Raw genomic sequence first — 25,859 nt, 5'->3', positions numbered from 1 at the left:
CGGGTCGTTACACGGGGCTCAGACCGTGGCTGCGCAGCCACGACAGCGGGTCGATCGCCGAACCTCCGCCCGGGCGGACCTCGAAGTGCAGGTGCGGGCCGGTCGAGTTGCCGGAGTTCCCGGAGAAGGCGATCTGGTCACCGGCCTTCACGGGGGTGCCGGAGGGGATCTTGTACGTGGAGAGGTGGCAGTACCACGTCTCGGTGCCGTCCATCGCGGTCACGATCATCATGTTGCCGTACGCGCTGTTCCACTGCGTCCGGACGGTCCCGTCGGTCGCGGCCACCACCGGCGTCCCGTAGGAGACGGGGAAGTCGATGCCCGTGTGCATGGACATCCAGTTGACGCCGGCCTGGCCGAAGTAGGCGCTGAGGCCCCCCGGGACGGGAATGGCGAACTTCGGACGGAGCCGCTCCTTGCGGGCCGCCTCCTCCGCCGCCTTCTTCTGCTCCGTCACCTGCTGGGCCTTGAGGTCGATACGTTCCTGCGTGCGGCTCGCCCGGTCGGCGAAGTCGTCCGCGCCCGCGGACAGACTCTGGAGCTGGGTGTCGAGCTTGATGTTGGCGGCCGACGGCTTCACCGAGGTCGTGTCGGAAGCGGTGACCGCGGTGTCCTTTGAATCGGTCTCGCCGAGGCCGCCGACGCCGCCCACGGAGGCGGCGGCGATTCCCGCGACCCCCATCACACAGGCCGAGGGCACCGCGACGGTCAGCAGAGCGGAACGTTTCGCGGGGCTGCGGCGCCGGGCCCGGGAACCGCTCCGGGACGAGGGGCGGTGGACCGGGGTGATCTCCTCCTGGCCGTCGAGCAGCGGCCGCTCGTGCCCCTCGTCGTACAGGTCGTAGCCGTCGTCGGGGCCGTCCGCGTCCGGGTCCGCGAAGCCCTCGGCCGTGTCGAGCTCGCCCTCTTCCCGGTCGAGCCGGCCGTGGGTCGCCTGGTCGAAGGTCGCGGTCGCCTGCTGGTCGAAGGGGACCTGGTCCGCGGTCTCGGACGGTGCCTCGTACGTCATGTCGAGCTGCGTCAGCTCGTGGTCGTACGAATCGGCCTGCGTCCGCGGGTGCTCGTACACCTCGGTCTGCGGGTGGGACTGCTCGTACGTCTCGGTCTGCGGGTGGTGCTGCTCGTACGACTCCGGCTGCGGGTGCTCGTACGCCTGGTACGCGTCCTGGCCGCCGGCGGCGTTCCACTGCGTGGCGTCGTACGCGCCCGTCTCCTGCGTCGGCACGGTCCACTGCTGGGTGCCGTCGAGCGGCTGCTCGGGCTGGACCCAGGCGTTCGCGTCCCACTGGCCCGAGGCGTCGGGGCCCGGGTGCTGCGCGGGGATGCCGACGGTCTGCTGGTAGCCGTTCGCCCAGGCCGTCGTGTGGTGGGCGCCGGTGTCGTAGCCGGTGTGCTGCGCCGCGTACGGGTCGTAGCCCATCGGCTGCTGGACTCCGGCGTTCCACTGCGTGGCGTCGTACGAGCCGCTGTCGGCCCCGCCCGGCATGGTGCCGAAGAGCGGGTCGCCGGTGAAGCCGGTGCCGGAGTAGGCGTCCGCGGTGGCGGCGTAGTCGCCGTGCGCGGTGAACCCGCCGCCGTACTGGGCTTCTTGCGCGCCGTAGGGCGCGTAGAGCGCCGAGGCGGCGTCGGAAGCCGGAGTCGGGGGAGTCGCGATCCCCGACGGGTGACGGTCGTTCACCAACTTCTCTTTCGCCTCGACAACAGGGGCTGGCAGAGCAGTGCGGCGACTGTACCCGGCGGTATGCGGGCGCGACAATCTTCGGCAGGTTTCCCCTTCGCAGGAAACGGGCATTCGGCCGTGTTTCGGGGGAGTGCAGGAAAGGCTTTGGCCTGGCGTTCGATAACCGTTCGAAAATTTCGGCTCCAGGAAAGACCGTCGGGCGGCCGTCAGCCCTCCCGACGGCCGCCCTCGGCCCGTTCCGTGCCGTGCCCAGCTCGCTCCGCGCCGGCCTCACGCCACCGTGAGGCCGCCGTTCCGGGCCGCCGCGCGGGGTCCCGACACCTCCAGGTCGAGTGCCTGCCGGATCCCGGTCGCGACGGCCGGGTGCACGGGCAGCGCGAGATGGCCGACACCGCTCACGCGGACGTTCTGGGCGAGCAGGTCGGGATGCTCGACGCAGGCCGACTCCAGCGGGTCCATCAGATGGTCGAGATCGCTCCAGAAGCTGACGAACTGTGTACGGCAGCCCGGAGCGGGGCCGGTCAGCTCCTCGATCACCGGGGAGCCGGGACGCATCTGGCGGACGATCGGGTGCGCGTTCATCAGGGGTGCGACGCGGGTGCCCGAGTGCGGGGTGCCGAGCGTGACGAGCGTGCGGACGTGCGTGTCGCCGCCGAGGCACTGCACGTAGTAGCGCGCGATCAGGCCGCCGAGGCTGTGCCCGACGATGTCCACCCGCTCATGGCCCGTGCGCTCGCAGATCTCCTCGATGTGCCGGCCCAGCAGTTCCGCCGCGGTACGGATGTCGCAGGTCAGCGGAGAGTAGTTGAGGGACTCGACGTGCTGCCTGCCGTGCTGGGCGAGGTTGCGGCGCAGCAGGACGAAGACGGAGCGGTTGTCGATGAAGCCGTGCAGCAGGACGACCGGGGGTTTGGCCTCGGTGGGCAGCGTGGCGGCCACGTCGGGCGAGGGGAGCGGATGTCCGGTGCGGCGTTCCTGGACGATGCCGGAGGGATAGAGCAGGAGGTGCCCGGCGAGGATCGCGAGCTCCAGGGCCGTCGCCTTCAGCAGTGCCACCGAGAGCCCGGCCAGTTTCGTCGGGAACAGGCGCTGGCACAGGGGCAGAAAGGGCGACGCAGCCTCCGTGACCTTCATGGCCGACCTCCAGTCGGCACGCGGGAGGACCACTCCGTCCCCCGTGTGCCCTAGTGGAAAGCCGCGAGGTCGGCGACGGCGGTGGCCGACGGCGCGCCGCCGGGGTGCGAGACCGGTGACGCTGCGGATCGCTCGGCCGAAGGACGCGGTATACGACGCCGACCCCTGCTCCCCGACGGTCCGCCGCGCTGGGTGCGTCGGCGTCGTGTCGTGGCGTGGAGTCGTCCTCGTGTTCCCGTGGTCCTGCTGCCCGGCTTCGCTCCCCGATGTCGTGCCGCCGCCGATGTGCCCCGACGCCACGCCGTCCCGCTGACGACGCGACGTGCGGCCACCTGGTCGCGGCTCTTCTTGCGCCTGCTCCGGCCGTGGTCCGTACGCCGCAGGACCTGCGGCGCCAGTGCCGCGGTACGGAACCGGGCGCGGCGAACTTGTCCCAGTGTGTGATTTCCCCCTCGGTCTCCGCCGCGAAACTGCCGGTTGCGGGATGCTGGCGATAACGTTCGTTCACTTACCGGGCCGAAAGGGCCCGGGGCGCCTGTGCCGCCTGGCGCGATCGGCGATCCGGGGCGATCCGGTGTGGCGAGCGGAAAACTGAGCGATATGTGTCGATGGTCAGTAGTCGGCACGGTCGACGGGCACCCGTTGGTGACAGCGGGTGGTCAAGACCGGTCGATCGGTGAATCACCGGTCTGCCGTCGGCCGTCGCAGGCATGTGTCGGCAGTCCTCGTCGGTGCAGGGTGAAGTAGTCCGTTCATGGAGGCAGTGATGGGTGTGGCAGCCGGTCCGATCCGCGTGGTGGTGGCCAAGCCTGGGCTCGACGGCCACGATCGTGGGGCCAAGGTGATCGCGCGGGCGCTGCGCGACGCCGGCATGGAGGTCATCTACACCGGGCTTCATCAGACCCCGGAGCAGATCGTCGACACCGCGATCCAGGAGGACGCCGACGCGATCGGCCTGTCCATCCTGTCCGGCGCCCACAACACGCTCTTCGCGGCCGTCATCGCCCTCCTCAGGGAGCGCGAGGCCGAGGACATCAAGGTCTTCGGCGGCGGCATCATCCCCGAGGCGGACATCGCCCCCCTCAAGGAGAAGGGCGTCGCGGAGATCTTCACCCCCGGCGCGACGACGGTGTCCATCGTGGACTGGGTCCGGGCGAACGTCAGGCAGCCGGCCGGCGCCTGAGCGGGCGCCTGCGCCCCCGCGTGACTGCCGGTACCTGTGCCTGCGCCGGTCCATGGACCGCCGGGTGCCCGCGCTGCTCCGTACGGACACCGTGGCCTCCGGTGCCGGAGCGGCTCGGCGCCGGAGGGTTTCGGTTTGCCGGGGTCCCCAGGGTCTCCGGGGACACGGGCTGTCCGGCTCTCCGGGGCCGTCCGGGTTTTCGCGTGCCCAGGGAACAGGGTGCGGGGCGGTCCGGGGCGGAACCCGGCCGGGCCCGGACACCGTCCGCCCGGCCGGCGGCGACGGGGACGGTCATGGTGCCGTGAGCTCGGCGGACATGGTCGCCCGCAGCCGCAGCGTCGTCACGAGCCGCTGGAAGGCCTCGGCCCAGTAGTCGCCGGATCCCGGTGCCGTGTGCTCCGACTCGTCGGGGACCGAGGTGAGACCTTCGAGCCGTCCTGCCTCCGCGGGGTCGAGGCAGCGCTCCGCCAGCCCCATCACCCCGCTGAAGCTCCACGGGAAGCTCCCCGCGTCCCGCGCGATGTCGAGCGCGTCGACCACGGCCCGCCCCAGGTTCCCCGCCCAGGGCACCGCGCACACCCCGAGCAGCTGGAACGCCTCGGACAGCCCGTGCGTACCGATGAACCCCGCCACCCACTCGGCCCGCTCCCCGGCGCCCAGGGTGGCGAGCAGCTTGGCCCGCTCGGCCAGTGACACAGCCCCCGGACCCCCGGCCTCCGGGGCGGAGGGCGGCCCGAGGAGCGCCCTCGACCACGCGGGATCGCGCTGGCGCACCGCCGCCCGGCACCACGCCGCGTGCAGTTCCCCCTGCCAGCCGTCCGCCACGGGCAGGGCCACCACCTCTTCCGGCGAACGGTCGCCGAGCCGCTCCCGCCAGGTCGCGAGCGGTGCCGCCTCGACCAGCTGGCCCAGCCACCAGGACCGCTCGCCCCGGCGGGCCGGAGGCTTCGGCACCACCCCGTCCCGCTCCATCGCCGCGTCGCACTCGTGCGGCGCCTCGACCGTGATCACCGGTGTCCCCCGTGTGTGGTCGACGGCCACGCACGAGGCGGCCCTGCCCGCCATCCTCGCGGCGAGCGCGGACCCCGGCAGGGTGGCCAGCAGCTCGGCCGCCGTCGCCCGTACGTTGCGGCTGCGGTCGGTCAGCGCTCCCTCGAGGAACGTCTCGTCCTCGGCGCACAGTCCCGACCGGAGCGAGTCGAGGAACATCAGCCGGTCCTCGGCCCGCTCCGTCGCCCAGGTCGCGACGAGCAGGGCGCGTCCGGCGGACGGATCCTTGTCCCGCACCGCCGCCAGCAGCGCGACCCGCTCCGCGAACAGGCCTTCCTGCCACAGCCGTTGTATGTCGTCGGCCTCCTCCGGCAGCGTGCCGGTGCCGCCCGGGGAGGAGCGCAGCGCGAACCGCCACTCGGGGTTCAGCCGGGCCAGCCACAGCGCCCGCGGCCCGGCGAAGGCGAGGGCGGCGGGCCGCAGGTCCGTGCGCCCCCGGGCCGCGTCGAGGAGCGCCGGGAGGGTCTGCGGGGGTGCGGCGAACCCGCGTGCGTTCGCCAGGGCCAGCCACTGGGGCAGCAGCTCCATGAGGTCGGGCGCCGCGCCTCTGCGGCCCCCGCCGCCCGTGCCGGGGCGGTCCGTCAGGAGCGTCACCAGCCTCCGGGCCGCGGCGGGCGGCAGCGCGGTCCGCGCGTCCGGCACCGCGGGCTCGGGACGGGCCGCCGCGCGCGCCGGCCGCACTCCGGCCCGCCGCCGCACGGTCTCCACGGCCGCCGCGTCCAGCAGGGCCACGGGGGCCGGCCGCCCTGGCCGCTGCCCCGCGAGCGTGCGCCGATCGGTGCCGAGCAGCGCCACGGTGACGAGCTCCTCCCAGGAACCGCCGACGGGCGTTCCCGCCGAAGCCGGTGTCGTGGTCATGGGCGTCCTTTCCGTACGGAGCGTGTCAGCGGCGGCCGGGCACCGGGGCGCTGGTCGCGGTGTCGAGGGTGGTGAAGGTGTCGAAGGTGGTGAAGGCGGTGGGGCCGGCGACAGGGACGGAGCCGGCGAACGCGGTGCGGGCGGTGGGAGTGGCGGGGGCAGTAGGGGTGATGGAGGCGGCAGGGGTGGTGCGGGTCGTGGGAGCGGTGGCCGGGGTCAGCACAGGGGCACCGCCTCGCCCTCGTCCTGCGGCCATGCCGTCAGCGGAGTGAAGCCGCGGTGGCCGCACTCGCCGAAGACCGTGACCGGGGCGCCGCCGGACAGGGCGACCAGGCGCCACAGCTCGGGCCGGGACCGCGAGGAGGGGCTGAGCGGGAGGGCGAACTCACCTTCGGAGTCCGCCAGTTGCCACGAGTCGCCGTCCGGGGTCGGGACGACCCGCTCCAGGGTGACGGGACAGGAGTCCAGCCACGGGTCGGCGCGCAGCGCTTCTCCGTAACGGGCGGCGGCCTGGGACGTGGTCATCCCCGTCGGCCGTATCGCCGCGGGTGCCGGGGGAGTGAACCGCTCGCCCAGCGCCGCCCTCGGCTGCCCGGCGCCCGGGTACGCGGACAGCTCCGCCTCGAAGGCCAGCCCCACCGGGAGCGCCAGGTCGGGTGCCCGGCCGGCCGCGCCGTAGGAGAGGAGCAGGGCCGTGCGGCCGGACTCGGCGCCGTGCAGCCAGATCCTGCGCGTCGTGAGCCGGGCGTCCGCCGTGTCGTACTGCGCGAGGACCAGCCAGCGGTCACGCACCGGCGGACCGTCCGCGGAGCCGGGCAGCCCGACGCGGGAGCGGACCGTCGCGGCCAGTTCGTCCGGCAGCCGCTCGCGCCGCAGCCAGCCCTGGTCGAGCAGGTGCAGCAGCGCGCACTCCTCCAGCAGCCGCACGGGCCAGCCCGGCCCCGACGACGGGATCGCCCCCAACTCCCGCACGCGCGCGGCCAGACCGGGAGCCTGCGCGTCGACCATCCGGGCCGCCGTCTCCTCCCACATCCCGTACCCCGCCCGTTCGGCGGAGGCGAGACCGCCGCGCAGCAGGTCCGCCAGTCTTTGCTCCAGCTCGGTCGCCCCCGCGGTGATCCGCTCGGACCGCCGCTCCGCCCTGCGCCGCGCCGCCTCGGGATCACCCGGCGAGGCGGCTCCAGATCCCCCGCCCGCCGAGCTCCTGCCCTCCGCGCGCCTGCGCCGCCCCTCCAGCCACTGGGCGGCCCAGTCCGGTGCCTGCGCGGACGGCACGGCCCCGTCCCCGCCAGCCCAGAGCAGCAGCAGTCCGAGCGCGTGCTTGCACGGGAACTTCCGGCTCGGGCAGCTGCACTTGTAAGCGGGACCCGCCGAGTCCGCGATGTCGACGACCGTCTGATACGGCTTGCTGCCGCTCCCCCTGCACAGTCCCCATACCGTCCCCTCCTCCGAACTGCCCGCCTCCGACCACGGTCCGGCCGCGCCGAGCTTGCTCCCCGCCTTGCGTGACGCGGCGTCAGGCGCCAGTGCCAGCACCTGATCCGCCGTCCAGCGCACCGCCTGCTGTGTCATGCCGTCGAAGGTATGACCCACCACTGACAATCGGCCCTCGCGAGCACGTTCTCGCAGGTCAGAGTGCATTGTCAGTGGCGTGGTGCACGGTGGAGCCAGATCCGAACCGGCCGAGCTGGAGGGGGACCGGGGCATGTCCGTGTCCGTTGAACCGACGTCCGTCGACACACCCGCGGAAGAGACGGGAGAGAGGGGTGCGAGCGGGCCGGGCGAGGCGCTGCGACCGCACGCCGAGCACGCCTTCGCCGCCGAACTCGCCGCGCTCGCCGCGCAGGACGACCGGCCCCGCCCGGAGCGCTGGCTGCTGTCGCCGTGGGCCGTGGCCACCTATCTGCTGGGCGGCACGCTGCCGGACGGCACCGTGATCACTCCCAAGTACGTGGGGCCGCGCCGCATCGTCGAGGTCGCCGTCACCACCCTCGCCACCGACCGGGCCCTGCTCCTGCTCGGCGTGCCCGGCACCGCCAAGACCTGGGTGTCCGAGCACCTGGCGGCCGCGGTCAGCGGCGACTCGACACTGCTCGTGCAGGGCACGGCCGGCACCCCGGAAGAGGCCATCCGGTACGGCTGGAACTACGCGCAGCTCCTCGCGCACGGGCCCAGCCGGGACGCGCTCGTGCCGAGCCCGGTCATGCGGGCCATGGCCGAGGGCATGACGGCCCGCGTCGAGGAACTCACGCGCGTGCCCGCGGACGTGCAGGACAGCCTGATCACGATCCTCTCCGAGAAGACCCTGCCGATCCCGGAGCTGGGCCAGGAGGTGCAGGCCGTCCGCGGGTTCAACCTGATCGCCACGGCCAACGACCGCGACCGCGGGGTCAACGAACTCTCCAGCGCCCTGCGCCGCCGTTTCAACACGGTGGTGCTGCCGCTGCCGGAGACCGCCGAGGCCGAGGTCGAGATCGTCTCGCGCCGGGTCGACCAGATCGGCCGCTCCCTCGATCTGCCCGCCGTTCCCGACGGCGCTGACGAGATCCGCCGTGTCGTCACCGTCTTCCGCGAGCTGCGCGACGGGATCACGGCCGACGGCCGGACGAAGCTGAAGTCGCCCAGCGGCACGCTCTCCACGGCCGAGGCGATCTCCGTCGTCACCAACGGCCTCGCTCTGGCCGCCCACTTCGGCGACGGCGTCCTGCGGGCGAGCGACGTCGCCGCCGGCATCCTCGGCGCGGTCGTGCGCGACCCGGCGGCCGACCGCGTCGTCTGGCAGGAGTACCTGGAAGCGGTCGTCCGCGAGCGGGACGGCTGGAAGGACTTCTACCGCGCCTGCCGCGAGGTGAGCGCATGAGCGCCGAGCGGGACGCCGGGCCGCCCCCGCCGGGGGGCGGGCCGCCCGCTCCGGGGCCGCTGCTGCTCGGTGTGCGGCACCACGGACCCGGGTCGGCGCGGGCCGTACGGGCGGCGCTGGAGGCGGCGGCACCCCGGGTCGTGCTGATCGAGGGGCCGCCCGAGGCGGACGCCCTCGTCCCGCTGGCCGCCGAGAAGGACATGCGGCCCCCCGTGGCGCTGCTCGCCCACGTCGTCGACGACCCGGGCCGCTCGGCCTTCTGGCCGCTGGCCGAGTTCTCACCGGAGTGGGTGGCGATCCGGTGGGCCCTGGAGCACGGAGCGGAGGCCCGCTTCATCGACCTTCCGGCCGCCCACACCCTGACCTGGGGCGGAGAGGAGGGACAGCCCGGCACGGCCGACGGTCCGGACCGCTCCGCCGACGCGACCGCCGTACGGATCGACCCCCTCGGGGTGCTCGCCGAGACGGCCGGGTACGACGACCCGGAGCGCTGGTGGGAGGACGTGGTCGAGCACCGGGCCGGTGCGGCGGACGACCCGTTCGCTCCGTTCGCCGCGCTGGAGGAGGCCATGGGGTCGCTGCGCGAGGCGTACGGGACCGGCGGACACGACCGGGACCTCGTGCGCGAGGCGTACATGCGACTCCAGATCCGGGCGGCCCGGCGGGAGTCCGGGGACGGCGTCGCCGTGGTGTGCGGTGCCTGGCACGTCCCCGCGCTGCGGCAGCGGGTCACGGTCGGCGCCGACCGGGCACTCCTCAAGGGGCTGCCCAAGGCCAAGGTCCAGCTCACGTGGGTGCCCTGGACGCACCGCCGGCTGTCCCGGGCCAGCGGGTACGGAGCGGGCATCGACTCGCCGGGCTGGTACGGGCACCTGTTCAGCGCCCCCGACCGTCCGATCGAGCGGTGGATGACCAAGGTGGCCGGACTGCTGCGCGCCGAGGACCGGGGTGTGTCGTCGGCCCACGTCATCGAGGCCGTGCGCCTGGCCGGCACGCTCGCCGCGATGCGCGGCCGCCCGCTGCCGGGGCTGACCGAGACCACCGACGCCGTCCGGGCCGTGATGTGCGAGGGCTCGGACGTCCCCCTGGACCTCGTGCGCGACCGGCTCGTGGTCGGCGAGGTGCTCGGTGAGGTGCCGGAGTCCGCCCCGGCGGTGCCCCTGCAGCGGGACCTCGCGCAGTCGCAGCGGCGGCTGCGGCTCAAGCCCGAGGCGCTGGAGCGGGAGATGGAGCTCGACCTGCGCAAGGAGACCGACGCGGGACGCAGCACCCTGCTGCACCGGCTGCGGCTCCTGGGCATCGCGTGGGGCGAGCCCGCGGTGTCCCGTGGCAGCACGGGCACCTTCCGGGAGACCTGGCGGCTCCGCTGGGAGCCGGAGCTGTCGGTGCGGGTCGCCGAGGCCGGCGTGTGGGGCACGACCGTTCTGTCCGCCGCGACGGCCAAGGCCGAGGCGGACGCCGTCGGCGCGCCGTCGCTCGCGGACGTCACGGCCCTCGCCGAGCACTGCCTCCTCGCCGGGATCCCGGACGCGCTGCCCGTGGTGATGCGGGTCCTCGCCGACCGCGCCGCCCTCGACACCGACGTGGGCCATCTCGCGCAGGCCCTGCCCGCACTCGTCCGCTCCCTGCGCTACGGCGACGTACGCGGCACGGACACCCACGCCCTCGCCGATGTCGCGGCCGGTCTCGCCGAGCGCGTCTTCGTCGGCCTCCCCCCGGCCTGCGCCGCCCTCGACGGCGACGCGGCCGAGGAGATGCGCCGCCACCTCGACGCCGTGCACGGCGCGGTGGGACTGCTGGGGGAGGCGACGGCGGGGGCCGCCGAGCCCGGCGGCATCCGCGGCCGCTGGCACGCGGTGCTGGGGGTGCTCGCCGCGCGGGACACCGTGCCGGGGGTGGTCAGGGGACGGGCGGTCCGGCTGCTCCTCGACGAAGGGGAGCTGGCGCAGGAGGAGGCCGCCCGGCTCATGGGCCTCGTGCTGTCGCCGGGCACGGAGCCCGCGGACGGGGCCGCGTGGATCGAGGGGTTCGTCGGTGGCGGCTCCGGCGGCATGCTCCTCGTCCACGACGAGCGGCTGCTCGGCCTGGTGGACACCTGGCTGACCGGGGTGCCGGCGGACGCGTTCACCGATGTGCTGCCGCTGCTGCGCCGGACGTTCTCGGCGTACGAGTCGGGAGTGCGCAGGACACTGGGCGAACTCGTCAGGCGCGGTCCGGCGCCACGGGCGAACGCCGAGGCCACGGGTTCCGGCTCCGGCGTACCCGGGTTCGCCCCCGACCTCGACGGCGGGCGTGCCGACGCCGTCCTGCCGCTGCTGAGCCTGCTGCTGGGGCTGACCGATCCCGACACGGACTCCGGACCCGGCTCCGGCACCGCCCCGGACTTCGACCGCGGCTCAGGCACTGACCCCGGTTCCGGCCCGGGCTCCGGCTCCGGCTCCGAAACCGGCTCCGGCCCAGGCTCCGAAACCGGCTCCGGCCCAGGCTCCGAAACCGGCTCCGGCAACGACAACGATCTTGTGAGGGTGGCTCCATGACCGAGGCGGCGGTGAGTGCCGGGGACGAGCGGCTGCGGCGATGGCGGCTGGTGCTCGGCGGCGACGAGGCGGACGGCACCGGACGCGTGCTCTCCGGCCGGGACGCGGCCATGGACGGGGCGCTGAGCGCGCTCTACGGAAAGGGCGGCGGGGCGCGGCCCGGGCGGGACCGCTCGGCGGGGCTCGGGGCGTCGGCGCCGTCGGTCGCGCGCTGGCTCGGCGACATCCGGACCTACTTCCCCTCCTCCGTCGTCCAGGTGATGCAACGGGACGCCATCGACCGGCTCGGGCTCTCCGCCCTGCTCCTCGAACCCGAGATGCTGGAGGCGGTGGAGGCCGACGTGCACCTGGTGGGCACCCTCCTCTCCCTCAACAAAGCCATGCCGGAGACGACGAAGGAGACCGCGCGGGCCGTGGTGCGCAAGGTCGTGGAGGACCTGGAGAAGCGCCTCGCCACCCGCACCCGGGCCACGCTGACCGGCGCCCTCGACCGCAGTGCCCGGATCAGCAGACCCCGCCACCACGACATCGACTGGAACCGCACGATCGCGGCCAACCTGAAGCACTACCTGCCCGAGTACCGCACCGTCGTGCCCGAGCGGCTGATCGGTTACGGGCGTGCCTCGCAGTCCGTGAAGAAGGAGGTCATCCTCTGCATCGACCAGTCGGGGTCGATGGCGGCGTCGGTCGTCTACGCCTCCGTGTTCGGTGCCGTGCTGGCGTCGATGCGGTCCATCGCCACCCGGCTCGTCGTCTTCGACACGGCCGTCGTCGACCTCACCGACCAGCTCGACGACCCGGTCGACGTCCTCTTCGGCACCCAGCTCGGCGGCGGCACGGACATCAACCGGGCGCTCGCCTACTGCCAGTCGCAGATCACCAGACCGGCCGACACGGTCGTCGTCCTCATCAGCGACCTCTACGAAGGCGGGATCCGCAACGAGATGCTGAAGCGGGTCGCGGCGATGAAGTCGTCGGGGGTGCAGTTCGTGACGCTGCTCGCGCTGTCCGACGAGGGGGCACCCGCGTACGACCGGGAGCACGCGGCGGCGCTCGCGGCGCTCGACGCTCCGGCGTTCGCCTGCACACCCGATCTGTTCCCCGAGGTGATGGCGGCGGCGATCGAGAAGCGGCCGCTCCCGGTCCCGGACACGAGATGAAGGTTTCCGTTCTGGCCGAAAATGGCCGATTGGGGGCGGTTCGGGAACCCGGACGGCGGAAGCCGGCGGATCCGCCGGAGCGGGCTCCTGCGCCCCCGTCGGCCGGGCCGCCCCAGGGAGCCCGCCGGGCCGCGCGGGGCCCCAGGGGCTGCTCACAGGGCCTCACAGGGCGGCTCCCGGCCTGGTGAGGGCCGGTCCGGGACCCGATCTGTGACAGGTATCACCGCTGTCGTGTGAGCTGCGATTTAGGGACCCGTGCCCCACGGCGATAACCTGCGAGACGGACATGCCGCGCGCTCGGACACCGTGTGCGCCACCCTTGTGACAAGCGGACGTCACGTTGCCCTTCGCGGCACGCCCACGCATCCAACGAACCGCGAGATCACTGATAGGGACGGACGCGCGTGGACCTGTTCGAGTACCAGGCGAGGGACCTCTTCGCCAAGCACGGTGTACCGGTGCTGGCCGGTGAAGTCATCGACACGCCTGAGGCGGCCCGCGAGGCGACCGAGCGTCTTGGCGGCAAGTCCGTCGTCAAGGCCCAGGTGAAGGTCGGTGGCCGCGGCAAGGCCGGCGGCGTCAAGCTCGCCGCCACCCCGGACGAGGCCGTCGCTCGCGCGACGGACATCCTCGGCATGGACATCAAGGGCCACACGGTCCACAAGGTGATGATCGCCGAGACCGCTCCGGAGATCCTGGAGGAGTACTACGTCTCCTTCCTCCTGGACCGCACCAACCGCACCTTCCTCTCCATCGCGTCCGTCGAGGGCGGCATGGAGATCGAGGAGGTGGCGGCCACCCGCCCCGAGGCCGTCGCCAAGACGCCGATCGACGCCAACGAGGGTGTCACCCCGGAGAAGGCCCGCGAGATCGTCGCGGCCGCCAAGTTCCCGGCCGAGGTCGCCGACCAGATCGCCGGCATCCTGGTGACGCTGTGGGACACCTTCATCAAGGAGGACGCCCTCCTGGTCGAGGTCAACCCGCTGGCGAAGGTCGCCTCCGGCGACGTCATCGCCCTCGACGGCAAGGTGTCGCTGGACGAGAACGCCGAGTTCCGTCAGCCCGGCCACGAGGAGCTCGTCGACCACGCGGCCGCCAACCCCCTCGAGGCCGCCGCCAAGGCCAAGAACCTCAACTACGTCAAGCTCGACGGTGAGGTCGGCATCATCGGCAACGGCGCGGGTCTCGTCATGAGCACCCTCGACGTCGTCGCGTACGCCGGTGAGAACCACGGTGGCGTCAAGCCCGCCAACTTCCTCGACATCGGCGGCGGCGCCTCCGCCGCGGTCATGGCGAACGGCCTGGAGATCATCCTCGGCGACCCGGACGTCAAGTCCGTCTTCGTCAACGTCTTCGGTGGCATCACCGCCTGTGACGAGGTCGCCAACGGCATCGTCCAGGCGCTCCAGCTGCTCGCGGACAAGGGCGAGGAAGTCACCAAGCCGCTGGTCGTGCGTCTGGACGGCAACAACGCCGAGCTGGGTCGCCAGATCCTGTCGGACGCCAACCACCCGCTGGTCCAGCGCGTGGACACCATGGACGGCGCGGCCGACAAGGCCGCCGAGCTCGCGGCTGCGAAGTAAGGGACGAGGGACTAAACAGCCATGGCTATCTTCCTCAACAAGGACAGCAAGGTCATCGTCCAGGGCATGACCGGTGCCACGGGCATGAAGCACACCAAGCTCATGCTGGCCGACGGCACGAACATCGTCGGTGGCGTGAACCCGCGCAAGGCGGGCACGTCCGTCGACATCGACGGCACCGAGATCCCCGTCTTCGGCACGGTCGCCGAGGCCATGGAGAAGACCGGCGCCAACGTGTCCGTCCTCTTCGTGCCGCCGGCCTTCGCCAAGGCCGCCGTCGTCGAGGCGATCGACGCCGAGATCCCCCTCGCGGTCGTCATCACCGAGGGCATCGCCGTCCACGACTCGGCCGCGTTCTACGCGTACGCCGTGGCGCAGGGTGGCAAGACCCGCATCATCGGCCCGAACTGCCCCGGTCTCATCACCCCGGGCCAGTCCAACGCCGGCATCATCCCGGGCGACATCACGAAGCCGGGCCGCATCGGCCTGGTCTCGAAGTCCGGCACGCTGACGTACCAGATGATGTACGAGCTCCGTGACATCGGCTTCTCCTCCGCCGTCGGCATTGGTGGCGACCCGGTCATCGGTACGACGCACATCGACGCGCTCGCCGCGTTCGAGGCCGACCCCGACACCGACCTGATCGTCATGATCGGCGAGATCGGCGGCGACGCCGAGGAGCGCGCGGCCGACTTCATCAAGGCCAACGTGACGAAGCCGGTCGTCGGCTACGTCGCCGGCTTCACCGCGCCCGAGGGCAAGACCATGGGCCACGCCGGCGCCATCGTCTCCGGCTCCTCCGGCACGGCCGCCGCGAAGAAGGAGGCCCTCGAGGCCGCGGGCGTCAAGGTCGGCAAGACGCCGACCGAGACGGCCAAGCTCGCGCGCGAGATCCTCGCCGGCTGAGCCGTCGCTCGACCGGACGCCGGTGGGCCCGCACCCTTTCGAGGGTGCGGGCCCACCGGCCTTTCACGTCACCGTCCTCCCGCCTCGCCGCCCTCCAGCGTCACCGCCCCCCGCCCCGACTGCCTCCGGTACCGGCGTCACGGTGTCAGCGGCTCTCCGGGACCAGCCGTTCCGGGCCGTTCATCTGCTGGGACCTCAGCCTCGCGCGCAGCTTCAGCTCCGCCGCCGAGAGCGGCCCGGGGGCGGTCTTGGGCGGCAGACCGCGGACGGTCTCCGGCGGCGCGAGAGGGGCCTCGTAGTGGTCCGGGGCCGTGCCCACCGTCAGGAGGGTCACCCCGATCAGCAGGACCGTGAAGGCGATGGCCGCCCGGGTCCACTGCTGCGCCCGGCGCTCGCCGTACCAGCGGACCGTGCGCGGCTTCGCCGCACGCAGCCGCTCCGCGCTCGCGAGTTCGGCGAGCCGCCAGTGCAGGTCCTCCGGCGACGCCAGCTCCGGCAGCCGCGCGGCGACGGCCTCGCGGGCGTGCAGCACCCGGTTGGCCGCCGCGGGCGTGCTCGCCTCCGTCTCGGCCGCGGTCTCCGGCAGGCCGAGCCCCACGCCGTCGTACAGCACCAGGGTGCGGCGGTACACGGGCGGCAGTTCGAGGAGGGCGTCGAGCAGGGCGCGGTCGGCGGCGCCGGCGGGCGGTGCCTCCGGGTGACGGTGGCGGGGGCGCAGCCGGTGCCAGGGGGAGAGCGCGTACTCGTACGCCGCCGCGCGCACCCACCCGGCCGGATCCCGGTCCACGGCCACCTCGGGCCAGCGGTACCAGGCCTGCTGGAACGCCCGTTCCACGGACTCGCGGGCCAGTTCGCGCCGCCCGGTCAGCAGATAGGCCTGCCGTACGAGGGCGGGGGCGCAGAACGCGTAGAGGGCGTCGAACGCCTGAGCGGGCGTCAGTGACGGTTCCGGGAGGCCGGGGTGGGCGTCCTCGGTGAGCCACGCCTCGGTGAGCCGCTCCTCGGCCCGGTCGAGCCCGGACCGCCCCCCACCTCCGGCGGAACGTTTCTCTCCAGCGTCGACCCGTTCCCCGCCCGCCCCGACCCGCTCCCCGCGGTCGACGGAGAGGGCCTCGTGGCCCGCCCGGCCCCCCGCCCCCGCCGCCCCCGTTCCCGCCCCCACGAGCTCGGGGGTGATGTCCTCCTGAGGGGGGCTCATGTCCGGCCCGGTGTCGGCCGGACCGGCCAGGAGCAGCTTCGCGTACGCCTCCCGCGTGTGGCCGCGCGGGGTCGAACGGCCCTTCTCCCACGAGCGCACCGTCGACCGGCTGACGCCGAGTCGGGTGGCCACGTCGGCCTGGGTCAGCGACCGGTTCTCGCGCAGACGGCGGCGTTCCTCGGGCGCCGGCAGCGGGGTGGCGGGACTCTGTGTCAGGTCGGGTTCCACAGAAGGCCCCTTCGTACGAAAAAGTACATAACTGCATATTGAGCGACACATCCAGGGTTCGCCTGTTGCGAGGAGAAAGAGCGTGCCGTTGGGAGCATGAGGGGCGTGACCCAAATCACCGACCGCAGGCTCTCGTTGTCGCACCTGCTCACCCGGATGCGCGACCGATCACCCGGACTGGCCGCGAGCCTCCTGGGCGGCGTGTTCGCCGCGGGGCTCGGGCTCGCCTCGTCCGCCGTCCTCGTCATGGTGCTGTGGATCAGCTCGCCGTACCCGGACAGCGGGCCGGGCGGAGCGCTGCACGTCGCCGCCGCGCTCTGGCTGCTGGCCCACGGCGTGGAGCTGATCCGCACCGACACCCTGTCAGGTCTGCCGATGCCGGTGGGGGTGACGCCGCTCCTCCTGCTCGTCCTCCCGGTGTGGCTGCTGCACCGGGCCGCGCGGGAGGCGGCGGACGTCACGTCGGGGTCCTCTCCGCGTACGGCGTGGGCCGGGGTCGTGACCGGCTACCTGGCCGTCGGCTGGGCCGCCGTGCTGTACGCCTCGGGCGGGACGCTGCGCCCCTCCGCCGTCTGGGCGGCGGTCTGTCTGCCGCTCCTCGGGGTGGCCGCCTCGGGCGCGGGGGTCTGGACGGCGTACGGGCGGCCGTGGGGACCGGGCCCGTCGCGGGGAGGGCGGCCCGCGACGGGGCTTCCGGGGCCAGGAGGGCGTCCGGGCCCCGGCGCGCGCCGTCCCGCCTTCGCCGACGGCCGGGTGCTCGGCGCCGCGGCGCGAGCCGCCGCGGCCGGGGTCGCGGTCCTCGTCGCGGGCGGGGCCCTGCTCGTGGCGGCGTCGCTCGTGTGGCACGGGGACGCGGCCCGCGCCTCGTTCGCGCAGCTCGCCGGGACGTGGTCGGGCAGGATCGCCGTCCTGCTGCTGTGTCTGGTCCTGGTGCCGAACGCGGCCGTGTGGGGGGCGGCGTACGGGCTCGGGCCCGGTGTCGTCCTGAGCGCGGGCCATGTCGCCGGTCCGCTGACCTCGGCCGTCCCGGGAGCGCACGTGTCCACCGAGGCGCTGCCCGTGTTCCCGCTGCTCGCGGCGCTGCCGCGGGAGGGGTCCGGAGGACCGTCGACCTGGCCGGCCGCGCTGGTGCCGCTGGCCGCCGGCGTGACGGTGGCGTGGTTCGCGGTGCGGGCGGGGGCCGCGCGAGGGGGCCCGGGGCGGGAGGAGCCCTGGCGGTCCGGGTGGACGGTGGTCGTCGTCTCCATCGCCGCGGGATGGTGCGGGATCGCGTTCGGTGTGCTCGCCGGGCTGGCCGGGGGGCCGCTGGGGGTTCGCGCCCTGGCCCACCTCGGGCCGGTGTGGTGGCAGGTGGGGCCCGCGACGGCGGTGTGGACGGCGGTGGTCGGGATCCCCGTCGCGGCGGGCGCCGCCGGGTGGCGGGGCAGGGGGCGCGCGTACGCCGGGCGAGCGGGCGCCCGCCGGGGCGCGCGCGGGTCCGGACGGACGCCGTGGCCGTGGCTGCGCGCCTGGCTGCCGGGACGCGGGGGTGCCTCCGTGCCGCCGGTTCCGCCCCAGGGCATGGTGTCCGCGTCGGGCGGGGTCGACCCCGCGGTGCGGTCGTCCGCCGTCGAGAGCCACGACCCGTACGAGGCGTACGACCCGTACGACTCCTATGACCCGTACGACTCCTGCGACCCCTTCGAGCCGTACGACCCGCTGCCGGGGGAGACCACGGCGGGCCCCTGGCGCGAGGAGACGTCGGGGGAGGCCCGGTGGGAGTCCCTGAGGAAAACGAGCGGGCCTCCCGCGGCAGAGCCGGGGGACCCGGGGGGACCGGAGGACGCGGAGGGCCACGGGAACCGGGAGGACCGGACGGGTGACGGGGATCCCGAGGAGGTGACGCACCGGAACGGACCGGAGGACCGTGGCCCGGACGTCCAGGGGAACGCCTCTCCCCGCTGACCCGGACCCGCCCTCACCGGACCGTCCCCGTCCCGGCCGGGTCCGCCGGAGTGCGGACCGGCCTCCCCTCCCGGCGGCGGGCCGGGCGGGGAGGCCGGCCGGTCGTCAGTCGCGGGTGCCCAGCAGGCCGCGCAGGTCCTTCGGGAGCAGGTCGTTGCAGGACTGCTTCGCGGAGTTCGTCAGCGCGTCGTCCGTGCAGGAGTAGTAGTCGCTGTAGACGAGGTGGGCGGTGAAGACCCCGGCGACCAGCACGAGGGCCAGCGACGCGGTGACGATGCCGCTCACCGCGGCCGTCGTCTGAGGACGGGTGCCGGGTTCGGGAGCCGGGGCGCCGGGGTCCGGCGTACGCGCCTTGGAGCGCAGCGAGCTGACGCCCCAGTACAGGGCGAGCGCGCCCAGCAGCAGGGCCACGTACGGCCAGCCGAAGAGGACGAAGAAGAAAGCCCACATGCCGGAGAGCAGTGCGTAGCGGGCGCGGCGCTGGGCCGGGTCCGTGGGGTCCCAGCGCATGCCTCCGCCCGGCGTGCCGCCGGGGCCCTCGGGGCCGCCCTGACCCTGCGGCGCGCCCGGCCGGTCGCCGAAACCGCCGCCGTCGGAAGGGCCGGGCTGCCGGTCGCTCCACTGGCTGCCCCAGGGCGAGCGCCCGGAGCCCTGCTGTCCGCCCCCGTCGCCCTCGCCGGAGCCCGGTCCGTGCCGGCGCGGCTGCCAGGGCCGGTCGGGCGTCCCCTCCGGCGGTGGTGCGAACGGGTTGTCCTCCTGGCCGGAGGCCGGGCCGGACGGGGGAGTGCCGGGTGTGTCGGGGCCGCGCTCGTCCGAGGGGCCGCCGCTTCCGCCCGCCGGGCCGCCGCCGTTCCCGTGCGCGGAGCCGGGCCCGCCGGTGGGGCCGTCCTCGCCCGGCCTCGGAGGGGTGGACGGAGAGCGCTGCTCGCGCAGCAGGAGCGGAGGGAGTCGGAGACTGCGGTCCGGCATCAGGTGAGCGTCTTCCCCTTGGTGGTTCTGGCAGGCGGTGTGTACACACGGTTTCGCGCTCGCGGCGTGCGCCCCGAGCCTCGCACTCCGGACTCGCGCCCCGAGCTTCGTACCCCCGGGCACGCGTTCCGGGTGTGGCCGGAACCCGTGCGACAGGTGGTGCCGGGGCCACGCCCCGGACCTTCGTTCCCGCCCCAGGTCAACGTCCCGCGTGCACAGGGCGTTCCCCGTGCCGGGAGCGTTCCCGGGTGGATCCTCCCCAGACGCTACCTTCCGCCCTCGCCCCCGTCCCGTGGGGGCCGCCCGGTGTGCCGGTATCGTTGCTGACGGTCGACCGCTTCGTAGACTTCCCCGTATCCCGGGGCGCGAAGCATTCGTACGACCGTACAAACGCTCCCCCGAGAAAGGGCCCCCTCGTGGCCAAGACCAAGCGCCTCGTCGTGCTGGTCTCCGGATCAGGTACGAATCTGCAGGCACTGCTCGACGCCGTCGCGGAGGCGGGGCCCGCGGCCTACGGGGCCGAGATCGTGGCCGTCGGTGCCGACCGGGACGGCATCGAGGGGCTCGCGCGGGCCGAGCGCGCCGGGCTCCCGACCTTCGTGTGCAAGGTCAAGGACCACGCGGGCCGGGACGACTGGGACCTGGCGCTCGCCGAGGCGACCGCCGCGTACGAGCCCGACCTCGTCGTGTCCGCCGGGTTCATGAAGATCGTGGGGAAGGAATTCCTCGCCCGGTTCGGCGGACGGTTCGTCAACACCCATCCCGCGCTGCTGCCCAGTTTTCCCGGAGCCCACGGCGTCCGTGACGCGCTCGCGTACGGAGCCCGGGTCACCGGCTGCACCGTCCACTTCGTCGACGACGGCGTCGACACCGGACCGATCATCGCGCAGGGCGTGGTGGAGGTCAGGGACGAGGACGACGAGAGCGCTCTGCACGAGCGCATCAAGGAAGTCGAGCGAAGGCTGCTCGTCGATGTCGTGGGGCGGCTCGCCCGCAACGGCTATCGCATTGAGGGACGAAAGGTAGTTATCCAGTGACCGCCGACAGCACAGTCACGGCCGAGAGCACCGAGGGCACCAAGCGGGTCATCCGGCGCGCGCTCGTCAGCGTGTACGACAAGACCGGCCTCGAGGAGCTGGCCCGCGGGCTGCACGCCGCCGGCGTCGAGCTCGTCTCCACCGGGTCCACCGCCGCGAAGATCGCCGCGGCCGGTGTGCCCGTCACCAAGGTGGAGGAGCTGACCGGCTTCCCCGAGTGCCTGGACGGCCGCGTCAAGACCCTGCACCCCAAGGTCCACGCCGGGATCCTCGCCGACCTGCGTCTCGACAGCCACCGGCAGCAGCTCGCCGAGCTCGGCGTCGAGCCCTTCGACCTCGTCGTCGTCAACCTCTACCCGTTCCGGGAGACGGTCGCGTCCGGGGCCACCCCCGACGAGTGCGTCGAGCAGATCGACATCGGCGGCCCCTCGATGGTCCGCGCGGCGGCCAAGAACCACCCCTCCGTCTCCGTCGTCACCAGCCCCGACCGCTACGCCGACGTCCTCGCCGCCGTCCAGGGCGGCGGCTTCGACCTGCGCACCCGCAAGCGGCTCGCCGCCGAGGCCTTCCAGCACACGGCCGCGTACGACGTCGCCGTCGCCTCCTGGTTCGCCTCCGACTACGCGCCGGTCGACACCTCGCAGTTCCCCGACTTCCTCGGCGCCACCTGGCAGCGCGCGCACACCCTGCGCTACGGCGAGAACCCGCACCAGCCCGCCGCCCTCTACACCTCCGGCACGGGCGGCCTCGCCGAGGCCGAGCAGCTGCACGGCAAGGAGATGTCGTACAACAACTACACGGACACGGACGCCGCGCGCCGTGCCGCGTACGACCACGAGGACCCCTGCGTCGCGATCATCAAGCACGCCAACCCGTGCGGGATCGCCGTCGCGTCGAACGTCGCCGAGGCGCACCGCAAGGCGCACGCCTGTGACCCGCTGTCCGCGTTCGGCGGTGTGATCGCGGTCAACCGGCCGGTCACCAAGGAGATGGCCGAGCAGGTCGCGGAGATCTTCACCGAGGTCATCGTCGCGCCCGAGTACGAGGACGGCGCCCTCGAGGCCCTCACCAAGAAGAAGAACATCCGCGTGCTGCGGGCCCACCGGGCCCCGGCCGACCCGGTCGAGATCAAGCCCGTCGACGGCGGCGCGCTGCTCCAGGTCACCGACCGGCTCCAGGCCCCGGGCGACAACCCGTCGACCTGGACGCTGGCGACCGGAGACGCCCTGAGCGAGGGCGAGCTCGACGAGCTGGCCTTCGCCTGGCGCGCCTGCCGCGCGGTGAAGTCCAACGCGATCCTGCTCGCCAAGGACGGCGCCTCGGTCGGCGTCGGCATGGGGCAGGTCAACCGCGTCGACTCCGCGAAGCTCGCGGTCGAGCGGGCCGGCGCCGAGCGCGCCCGCGGCTCCTACGCCGCCTCGGACGCGTTCTTCCCGTTCCCCGACGGCCTGGAGATCCTCGCCGACGCGGGCGTCAAGGCCGTGGTCCAGCCGGGCGGCTCGGTCCGCGACGAGCTGGTCGTGGAGGCCGCGAAGAAGGCCGGCATCACGATGTACTTCACCGGTACGCGGCACTTCTTCCACTGAGTCACGACCGCGCCGGCCCGTGCGCGCACGGGCCGGCGGCGGGCGGTACGAACACCAGGGCCGTGTCTCCCCCTGTACGGGGCGGGACACGGCCCTTGGACGTGTGCGGCGGTGCGCGGGCTCAGTACCGCGGGCGGCCGAACCACGCCGAGGCGGAGCTGCCGACCATCGAGGCGAGGATGATGCCGCCCATGACCAGGGAGATCAGCCCGCCGAAGGTGGCGGAGCCGTTCGCACCGTTCGCTATGTTGACGACGGAGCCGAGCAGCATGAGCGAGGCGTAGACGATGGTGGTGACGCGGATGCCGCCGCCGCCGTTCTTGAACTTGACGCCGAGGAAGATCGAGAGGGCGCCCAGTCCGATCACGAGAGCGGCGACCAGGAACCCGACACCGGCCAGGCTGTCCGTGCTGTCACCGGTGCCGACGCCGTTGGAGACGTCCTGGGCCGCACCGATGAAGAGGCCGATGAAGATACCGCTGAGGAACTGGAGGCCGGCCAGGATGAACAGGAACACGCGCGCGGTCTTCATCAGACCGGGCATCTCCATCGGCTGCATGCCGTAGCCGTACGGCTGGAGGGGCGGAGCGGCCGGGTAGCCGTAGCCCTGCGGGGGCACTCCGGGCGGGGCCTGCGGGTACCCGTAGCCCGGGGCACCCGGCGGGGCGGCGGGAGGCTGCTGCGGCGGCGGGCCGTAGGGGTTGTTCGGGTCGCCGAAACTCATGGCGGGTTTCCTCCGTTGCCTGGTGCGGGGACTACGCGCGGCACGGTTCGGAGGAATTTCTACAGAGCGGTTCGTCCCCCCGGTACTGCCCGCGACACTGTGTGCTCATCGTTCTTTAGCAGACTCTTACTTGTCCAGCGCCCTTCCGTATGTGTTGCTCAAGTGCAACATGAGTGATCATGGCCGGATTGTGGGTGGATCGGGCGTTCGGTGGCTGTCGAAGGTGGCCGGAAGGCCGTTCGACGGTTCTCGGGAGGTGTCCGGAGGGCCGTTCCGGGGCCGGCGCGGACCCGGATTGGAACCTGGACCGCGTCATCCGGGAGGATGGGGGGCATGACCGCCCAGATTCTCGATGGCAAGGCCACCGCAGCCGCGATCAAGTCCGACCTGACCGTCCGCGTGGCGGCCCTGAAGGAGAAGGGCATCACGCCCGGCCTCGGGACGATCCTGGTGGGGGACGACCCCGGAAGCCAGAAGTACGTCGCCGGCAAGCACCGCGACTGCGCCCAGGTCGGCATCGCCTCCATCCAGCGCGAACTGCCCGCGACCGCCACGCAGGAGGAGATCGAGGCGGTGGTCCGCGAGCTGAACGAGGACCCCGCCTGCACCGGCTACATCGTCCAGCTGCCGCTGCCCAAGGGCATCGACGAGAACCGCGTCCTGGAACTGATGGACCCGGACAAGGACGCGGACGGCCTGCACCCGATGAACCTCGGGCGCCTCGTCCTCAACGAGCCCGCCCCGCTGCCCTGCACCCCCAACGGCGTCCTCACGCTCCTGCGCCGCTACGGCGTGGAGATCAAGGGTGCCGAGGTCGTGGTCGTCGGCCGCGGTGTGACCATCGGGCGCCCGATGCCGCTGCTGCTCACGCGGCGCAGCGAGAACGCCACGGTCACCCAGTGCCACACCGGCACCCGTGACCTCTCCGCGCACCTCAAGCGCGCCGACATCATCGTCGCCGCCGCCGGTTCCGCGCACCTGATCCGGGCCGAGGACGTGAAGCCGGGCGCCGCCGTCCTCGACGTCGGTGTCTCGCGCAGCGCCGAGGGCAAGATCGTCGGAGACGTCCACCCCGACGTCGCCGAGGTCGCCGCCTGGATCTCCCCCAACCCGGGCGGTGTCGGTCCGATGACCCGGGCCCAGCTCCTCGTCAACGTGGTGGAAGCGGCGGAGCGCAGTGTCGGCTGAGGGCAGGATCAAGGAGAGCGAGGCCGGGGCCGAGGCCGAGACCAGGGTCGGGGCGAAGGTCGAGGGGTCGGCCGAGGTCGAGGCCGGGACTGGGGCCGGGGTCGAGAGCGGGGCTGAGGCCGGGTCCGGGGCCGGGTCCGAGGCCGAGGGTGACGGGGTGACCGTTCGGGACGCGATCAGCGCGCCCGACGCCCACGGTGAGCCGCGGCGCACCACGCGGCGCTTCCCGCTGTTCACACGGGACACCGCACGGCCCGAGGGCGGCGGCCGGGCCGCGCCCGGAGACGCCCCGGCGCCCGCGCGCCAGTGGCCGATCCTCACCGTGCTGTCCGCCGTCGCGCTCGGCCTGCTGCTCACCGCGCTCGACGTGTTCCGCGTCGGCACGATCCTGATCGGCGCCGCGCTGCTCACGGGCGCCGTGATGCGGTGGATGCTGCCCAGCGTCGGCATGCTCGCGGTCCGCTCCCGCTTCACGGACGTGGTCACCTACAGCGTCCTGGGCCTCGCCATCGTGGTGCTCGCGCTGATGGCGCAGCCCCACCCGTTGCTGGAGATACCGTTCCTCGACGACACGTTGCACTTCACGGTCCGCTGAACGACTGACGGCACGCGTGTGCGTGCCGATGGCCCGTCCTCTCCCTCCGGGGGGAGGGCGGGCTTCGTCGTTCCCCCGGGGCGTGGGAACGACGGCGGCCCGTCCTCTCCCCCGAGTCAAGGACGGGCCGCGATCGGGCGAGTGTTCCGCCCGGGGTCAACCCTTGTGCACGGGAACGGGCTGTTCAACAGCTTGCGGTCTGCTGTGGCACGGAAGTGACCATTCCGGCACGGACTGCGCGCCGTGTGACGGCATCCGTTCAATTCCGGTCCGCGGGGCCGTCGTTGTCGTCGTCCTTCCCGGGGGCCTCCGCTTCGGCGTCCGTGCCGGTGGGACACTGGGCGTCCAGGGGAGTGGGGGAGAGAATGCCTCGTTGGAAGGCTTTGGCGGACGAACTCGATCCGCAGGTCGCCGAGTTCGTCGGCCGGCTGCGAGTGATCGTCGACCGGAGCGGGCTGGACGTCGCGGCCGTGGCCGACCGTACGGGTTACAGCCGGACGTCCTGGGAGCGTTACCTGGACGGCACGCTGCTCGCGCCCAAGGGGGCGGCCATCGCGCTGGCCGAGGTGGCGGAGGTGGCCGGGGCCGACCCCGTGCGGACGGCGGCGCTGTGGGAGCGGGCCGAGCGTGCCTGGAGCCGGGCGGAGGCGCGCCACGACACGACGATGGACGCCCTCCGGCTGTCCGGGGCTCGGGCTGCGGCCGTGGCCGTGGCCGTACCGGGTCCCGAGGGGGGCGCAGGTGTCGGTGCAGGTGCCGGTGCTGGGGCCGGTGCGGGTTCGGGTTCGGGTTCGGGTTCGGGGAAGGGTTCCGCGCGGCGGATGACGGTGCTTCTCGCCGGTGTCCTGGGCGTCGTGGTCGTCGTCGCGGCCGCTGTCCATCTCACCCGGGGCGGTGGGAAGGAGGCCGCCGGTGGTACGCCGAAGAGGCCGGCGGCCTCCGTGGGCGCTCGGGCCGGTCTGCCGTCCGGTGCGAGGTGCGGCGGGGCCTCCTGTGCGGGGAAGGACCCCGAGAACATGGGCTGCGGGCGTCTGCTGGCCACGACGGCGACCAGTGTCACGGTGGGGACCGCGTTGGTGGAGGTGCGGTACAGCGAGACGTGCGGGGCGGCTTGGGGGCGGGTCACGCGGGGGGCCGCGGGGGACCGGGTCGAGGTGTCGACGGTGGCCGGGGGTGCGGCTGCGGTGAGGCGGGCGGCCGTCGTGGGCACGGACGTGTACACGTACACGCCGATGGTCGTGGTGAAGGGCGCCGGTGACGTGAAGGTCTGCGTGACGTTGGGGTCGGGGCGGGTGGTGTGCACCGCTTAGCGGGTTCGCTGCGCCGGCCGTCGCGGGTTCGCTCCGGTGGGTGGGTCGGGGCCGTGCCGGTACATCCGCCCGTCGCCGTTGGACGGAGATGTGACCGTCGGTGGCGACGGGCATGTGATGTACCGGCA

Annotated in this window: 20 protein-coding genes; 12 read left to right on the top strand and 8 right to left on the bottom strand. The window is 73.5% G+C overall.

The features are described 5' to 3' along the window. Positions 1-7: 7 nt before the first annotated feature. Both ACFW6B_RS39190 and ACFW6B_RS39185 read right to left on the bottom strand, forming a co-directional pair. Positions 8-1,792, bottom strand: coding sequence for a M23 family metallopeptidase (locus ACFW6B_RS39190; RefSeq protein WP_386604335.1), 1,785 nt, complete (start codon positions 1,790-1,792; stop codon positions 8-10). A 159-nt stretch (positions 1,793-1,951) separates the two neighbouring features. Next, the gene (locus tag ACFW6B_RS39185) at positions 1,952-2,815 is read right to left on the bottom strand and encodes an esterase/lipase family protein (protein WP_386604333.1); all 864 of its coding nucleotides are present in this window, start codon (positions 2,813-2,815) and stop codon (positions 1,952-1,954) included. 766 nt (positions 2,816-3,581) lie between these two features. Between ACFW6B_RS39185 and ACFW6B_RS39180 the strand changes: the two genes are divergently transcribed. Next, positions 3,582-3,998: a cobalamin B12-binding domain-containing protein gene (locus ACFW6B_RS39180; RefSeq protein WP_386604331.1), complete on the top strand. Its 417-nt coding sequence runs from the start codon at positions 3,582-3,584 to the stop codon at positions 3,996-3,998. Positions 3,999-4,289: 291 nt separating this feature from the next. Here the strand turns inward: ACFW6B_RS39180 and ACFW6B_RS39175 are convergent, their stop codons facing one another. From ACFW6B_RS39175 to ACFW6B_RS39165, 3 genes are read right to left on the bottom strand one after another with little or no spacing between them, the layout of a single operon-like run. After that, positions 4,290-5,906 carry a DUF5691 domain-containing protein gene (locus tag ACFW6B_RS39175; protein ID WP_386604329.1) on the bottom strand — a complete coding sequence of 539 codons (1,617 nt, stop codon included), beginning with the start codon at positions 5,904-5,906 and terminating at the stop codon, positions 4,290-4,292. A gap of 25 nt (positions 5,907-5,931) precedes the next feature. Continuing rightward, positions 5,932-6,129, bottom strand: coding sequence for a hypothetical protein (locus ACFW6B_RS39170; protein WP_386604327.1), 198 nt, complete (start codon positions 6,127-6,129; stop codon positions 5,932-5,934). Further along, positions 6,123-7,478 carry an SWIM zinc finger family protein gene (locus tag ACFW6B_RS39165; protein ID WP_386604324.1) on the bottom strand — a complete coding sequence of 452 codons (1,356 nt, stop codon included), beginning with the start codon at positions 7,476-7,478 and terminating at the stop codon, positions 6,123-6,125. Before ACFW6B_RS39165 ends, ACFW6B_RS39170 begins: the two co-directional genes overlap by 7 nt. A gap of 133 nt (positions 7,479-7,611) precedes the next feature. Between ACFW6B_RS39165 and ACFW6B_RS39160 the strand changes: the two genes are divergently transcribed. The 5 genes from ACFW6B_RS39160 to sucD all read left to right on the top strand — a co-directional run bounded on the left by ACFW6B_RS39160 (position 7,612) and on the right by sucD (position 14,952). Beyond that, positions 7,612-8,766 carry an AAA family ATPase gene (locus tag ACFW6B_RS39160; RefSeq protein WP_386604322.1) on the top strand — a complete coding sequence of 385 codons (1,155 nt, stop codon included), beginning with the start codon at positions 7,612-7,614 and terminating at the stop codon, positions 8,764-8,766. Next, the gene (locus ACFW6B_RS39155) at positions 8,763-11,303 is read left to right on the top strand and encodes a DUF5682 family protein (protein WP_386604320.1); all 2,541 of its coding nucleotides are present in this window, start codon (positions 8,763-8,765) and stop codon (positions 11,301-11,303) included. Before ACFW6B_RS39160 ends, ACFW6B_RS39155 begins: the two co-directional genes overlap by 4 nt. Next, positions 11,300-12,463, top strand: coding sequence for a VWA domain-containing protein (locus ACFW6B_RS39150; RefSeq protein ID WP_386604317.1), 1,164 nt, complete (start codon positions 11,300-11,302; stop codon positions 12,461-12,463). Before ACFW6B_RS39155 ends, ACFW6B_RS39150 begins: the two co-directional genes overlap by 4 nt. A 404-nt stretch (positions 12,464-12,867) precedes the next feature. Beyond that, a complete protein-coding gene (gene sucC / locus ACFW6B_RS39145; RefSeq protein ID WP_386604315.1) occupies positions 12,868-14,046 on the top strand; it encodes an ADP-forming succinate--CoA ligase subunit beta in 1,179 nt (392 codons plus the stop codon). A gap of 21 nt (positions 14,047-14,067) precedes the next feature. Then, positions 14,068-14,952, top strand: a complete 885-nt coding sequence (sucD, locus tag ACFW6B_RS39140) for a succinate--CoA ligase subunit alpha (protein WP_386604313.1) — start codon at positions 14,068-14,070, stop codon at positions 14,950-14,952. 145 nt (positions 14,953-15,097) lie between these two features. Here the strand turns inward: sucD and ACFW6B_RS39135 are convergent, their stop codons facing one another. After that, positions 15,098-16,366 (bottom strand): helix-turn-helix domain-containing protein, encoded by a 1,269-nt coding sequence (locus ACFW6B_RS39135; protein ID WP_386604357.1) that lies wholly within the window; start codon positions 16,364-16,366, stop codon positions 15,098-15,100. A 108-nt stretch (positions 16,367-16,474) separates the two neighbouring features. Between ACFW6B_RS39135 and ACFW6B_RS39130 the strand changes: the two genes are divergently transcribed. Next, positions 16,475-18,322 carry a DUF6350 family protein gene (locus ACFW6B_RS39130; protein WP_386604311.1) on the top strand — a complete coding sequence of 616 codons (1,848 nt, stop codon included), beginning with the start codon at positions 16,475-16,477 and terminating at the stop codon, positions 18,320-18,322. A 105-nt stretch (positions 18,323-18,427) separates the two neighbouring features. On the opposite strand, the gene ACFW6B_RS39125 is transcribed toward ACFW6B_RS39130, so the two are convergent. After that, on the bottom strand, positions 18,428-19,291 hold the full coding sequence (locus tag ACFW6B_RS39125) for a hypothetical protein (RefSeq protein WP_386604309.1): 864 nt from the start codon (positions 19,289-19,291) through the stop codon (positions 18,428-18,430). Positions 19,292-19,707: 416 nt separating this feature from the next. Between ACFW6B_RS39125 and purN the strand changes: the two genes are divergently transcribed. Next, positions 19,708-20,328: a phosphoribosylglycinamide formyltransferase gene (gene purN / locus ACFW6B_RS39120; protein WP_386604307.1), complete on the top strand. Its 621-nt coding sequence runs from the start codon at positions 19,708-19,710 to the stop codon at positions 20,326-20,328. Continuing rightward, entirely contained in the window at positions 20,325-21,914 is a 1,590-nt protein-coding gene (gene purH / locus ACFW6B_RS39115) for a bifunctional phosphoribosylaminoimidazolecarboxamide formyltransferase/IMP cyclohydrolase (RefSeq protein ID WP_386604305.1), read from the top strand. Before purN ends, purH begins: the two co-directional genes overlap by 4 nt. 121 nt (positions 21,915-22,035) lie before the next feature. On the opposite strand, the gene ACFW6B_RS39110 is transcribed toward purH, so the two are convergent. Next, entirely contained in the window at positions 22,036-22,638 is a 603-nt protein-coding gene (locus ACFW6B_RS39110; RefSeq protein WP_386604303.1) for a hypothetical protein, read from the bottom strand. Positions 22,639-22,971: 333 nt separating this feature from the next. Between ACFW6B_RS39110 and ACFW6B_RS39105 the strand changes: the two genes are divergently transcribed. From ACFW6B_RS39105 to ACFW6B_RS39095, 3 genes are all read left to right on the top strand, one after another. Further along, positions 22,972-23,826, top strand: coding sequence for a bifunctional methylenetetrahydrofolate dehydrogenase/methenyltetrahydrofolate cyclohydrolase (locus tag ACFW6B_RS39105; protein WP_386604301.1), 855 nt, complete (start codon positions 22,972-22,974; stop codon positions 23,824-23,826). Further along, complete coding sequence (locus ACFW6B_RS39100; protein ID WP_386604298.1) at positions 23,816-24,421, top strand: DUF3017 domain-containing protein; 606 nt, start codon at positions 23,816-23,818, stop codon at positions 24,419-24,421. The genes ACFW6B_RS39105 and ACFW6B_RS39100 overlap by 11 nt, the downstream gene beginning before the upstream one ends. A gap of 365 nt (positions 24,422-24,786) precedes the next feature. Then, entirely contained in the window at positions 24,787-25,731 is a 945-nt protein-coding gene (locus ACFW6B_RS39095) for a DUF2690 domain-containing protein (RefSeq protein ID WP_386604296.1), read from the top strand. Positions 25,732-25,859 lie beyond the last annotated feature (128 nt).

Source organism: Streptomyces sp. NPDC058751 (assembly GCF_042746485.1).
Lineage (GTDB): Bacteria > Actinomycetota > Actinomycetes > Streptomycetales > Streptomycetaceae > Streptomyces.
The sequence above is the reverse complement of the archived record's forward strand: the minus strand, read 5'-3'. Positions and strand labels throughout refer to the sequence as shown.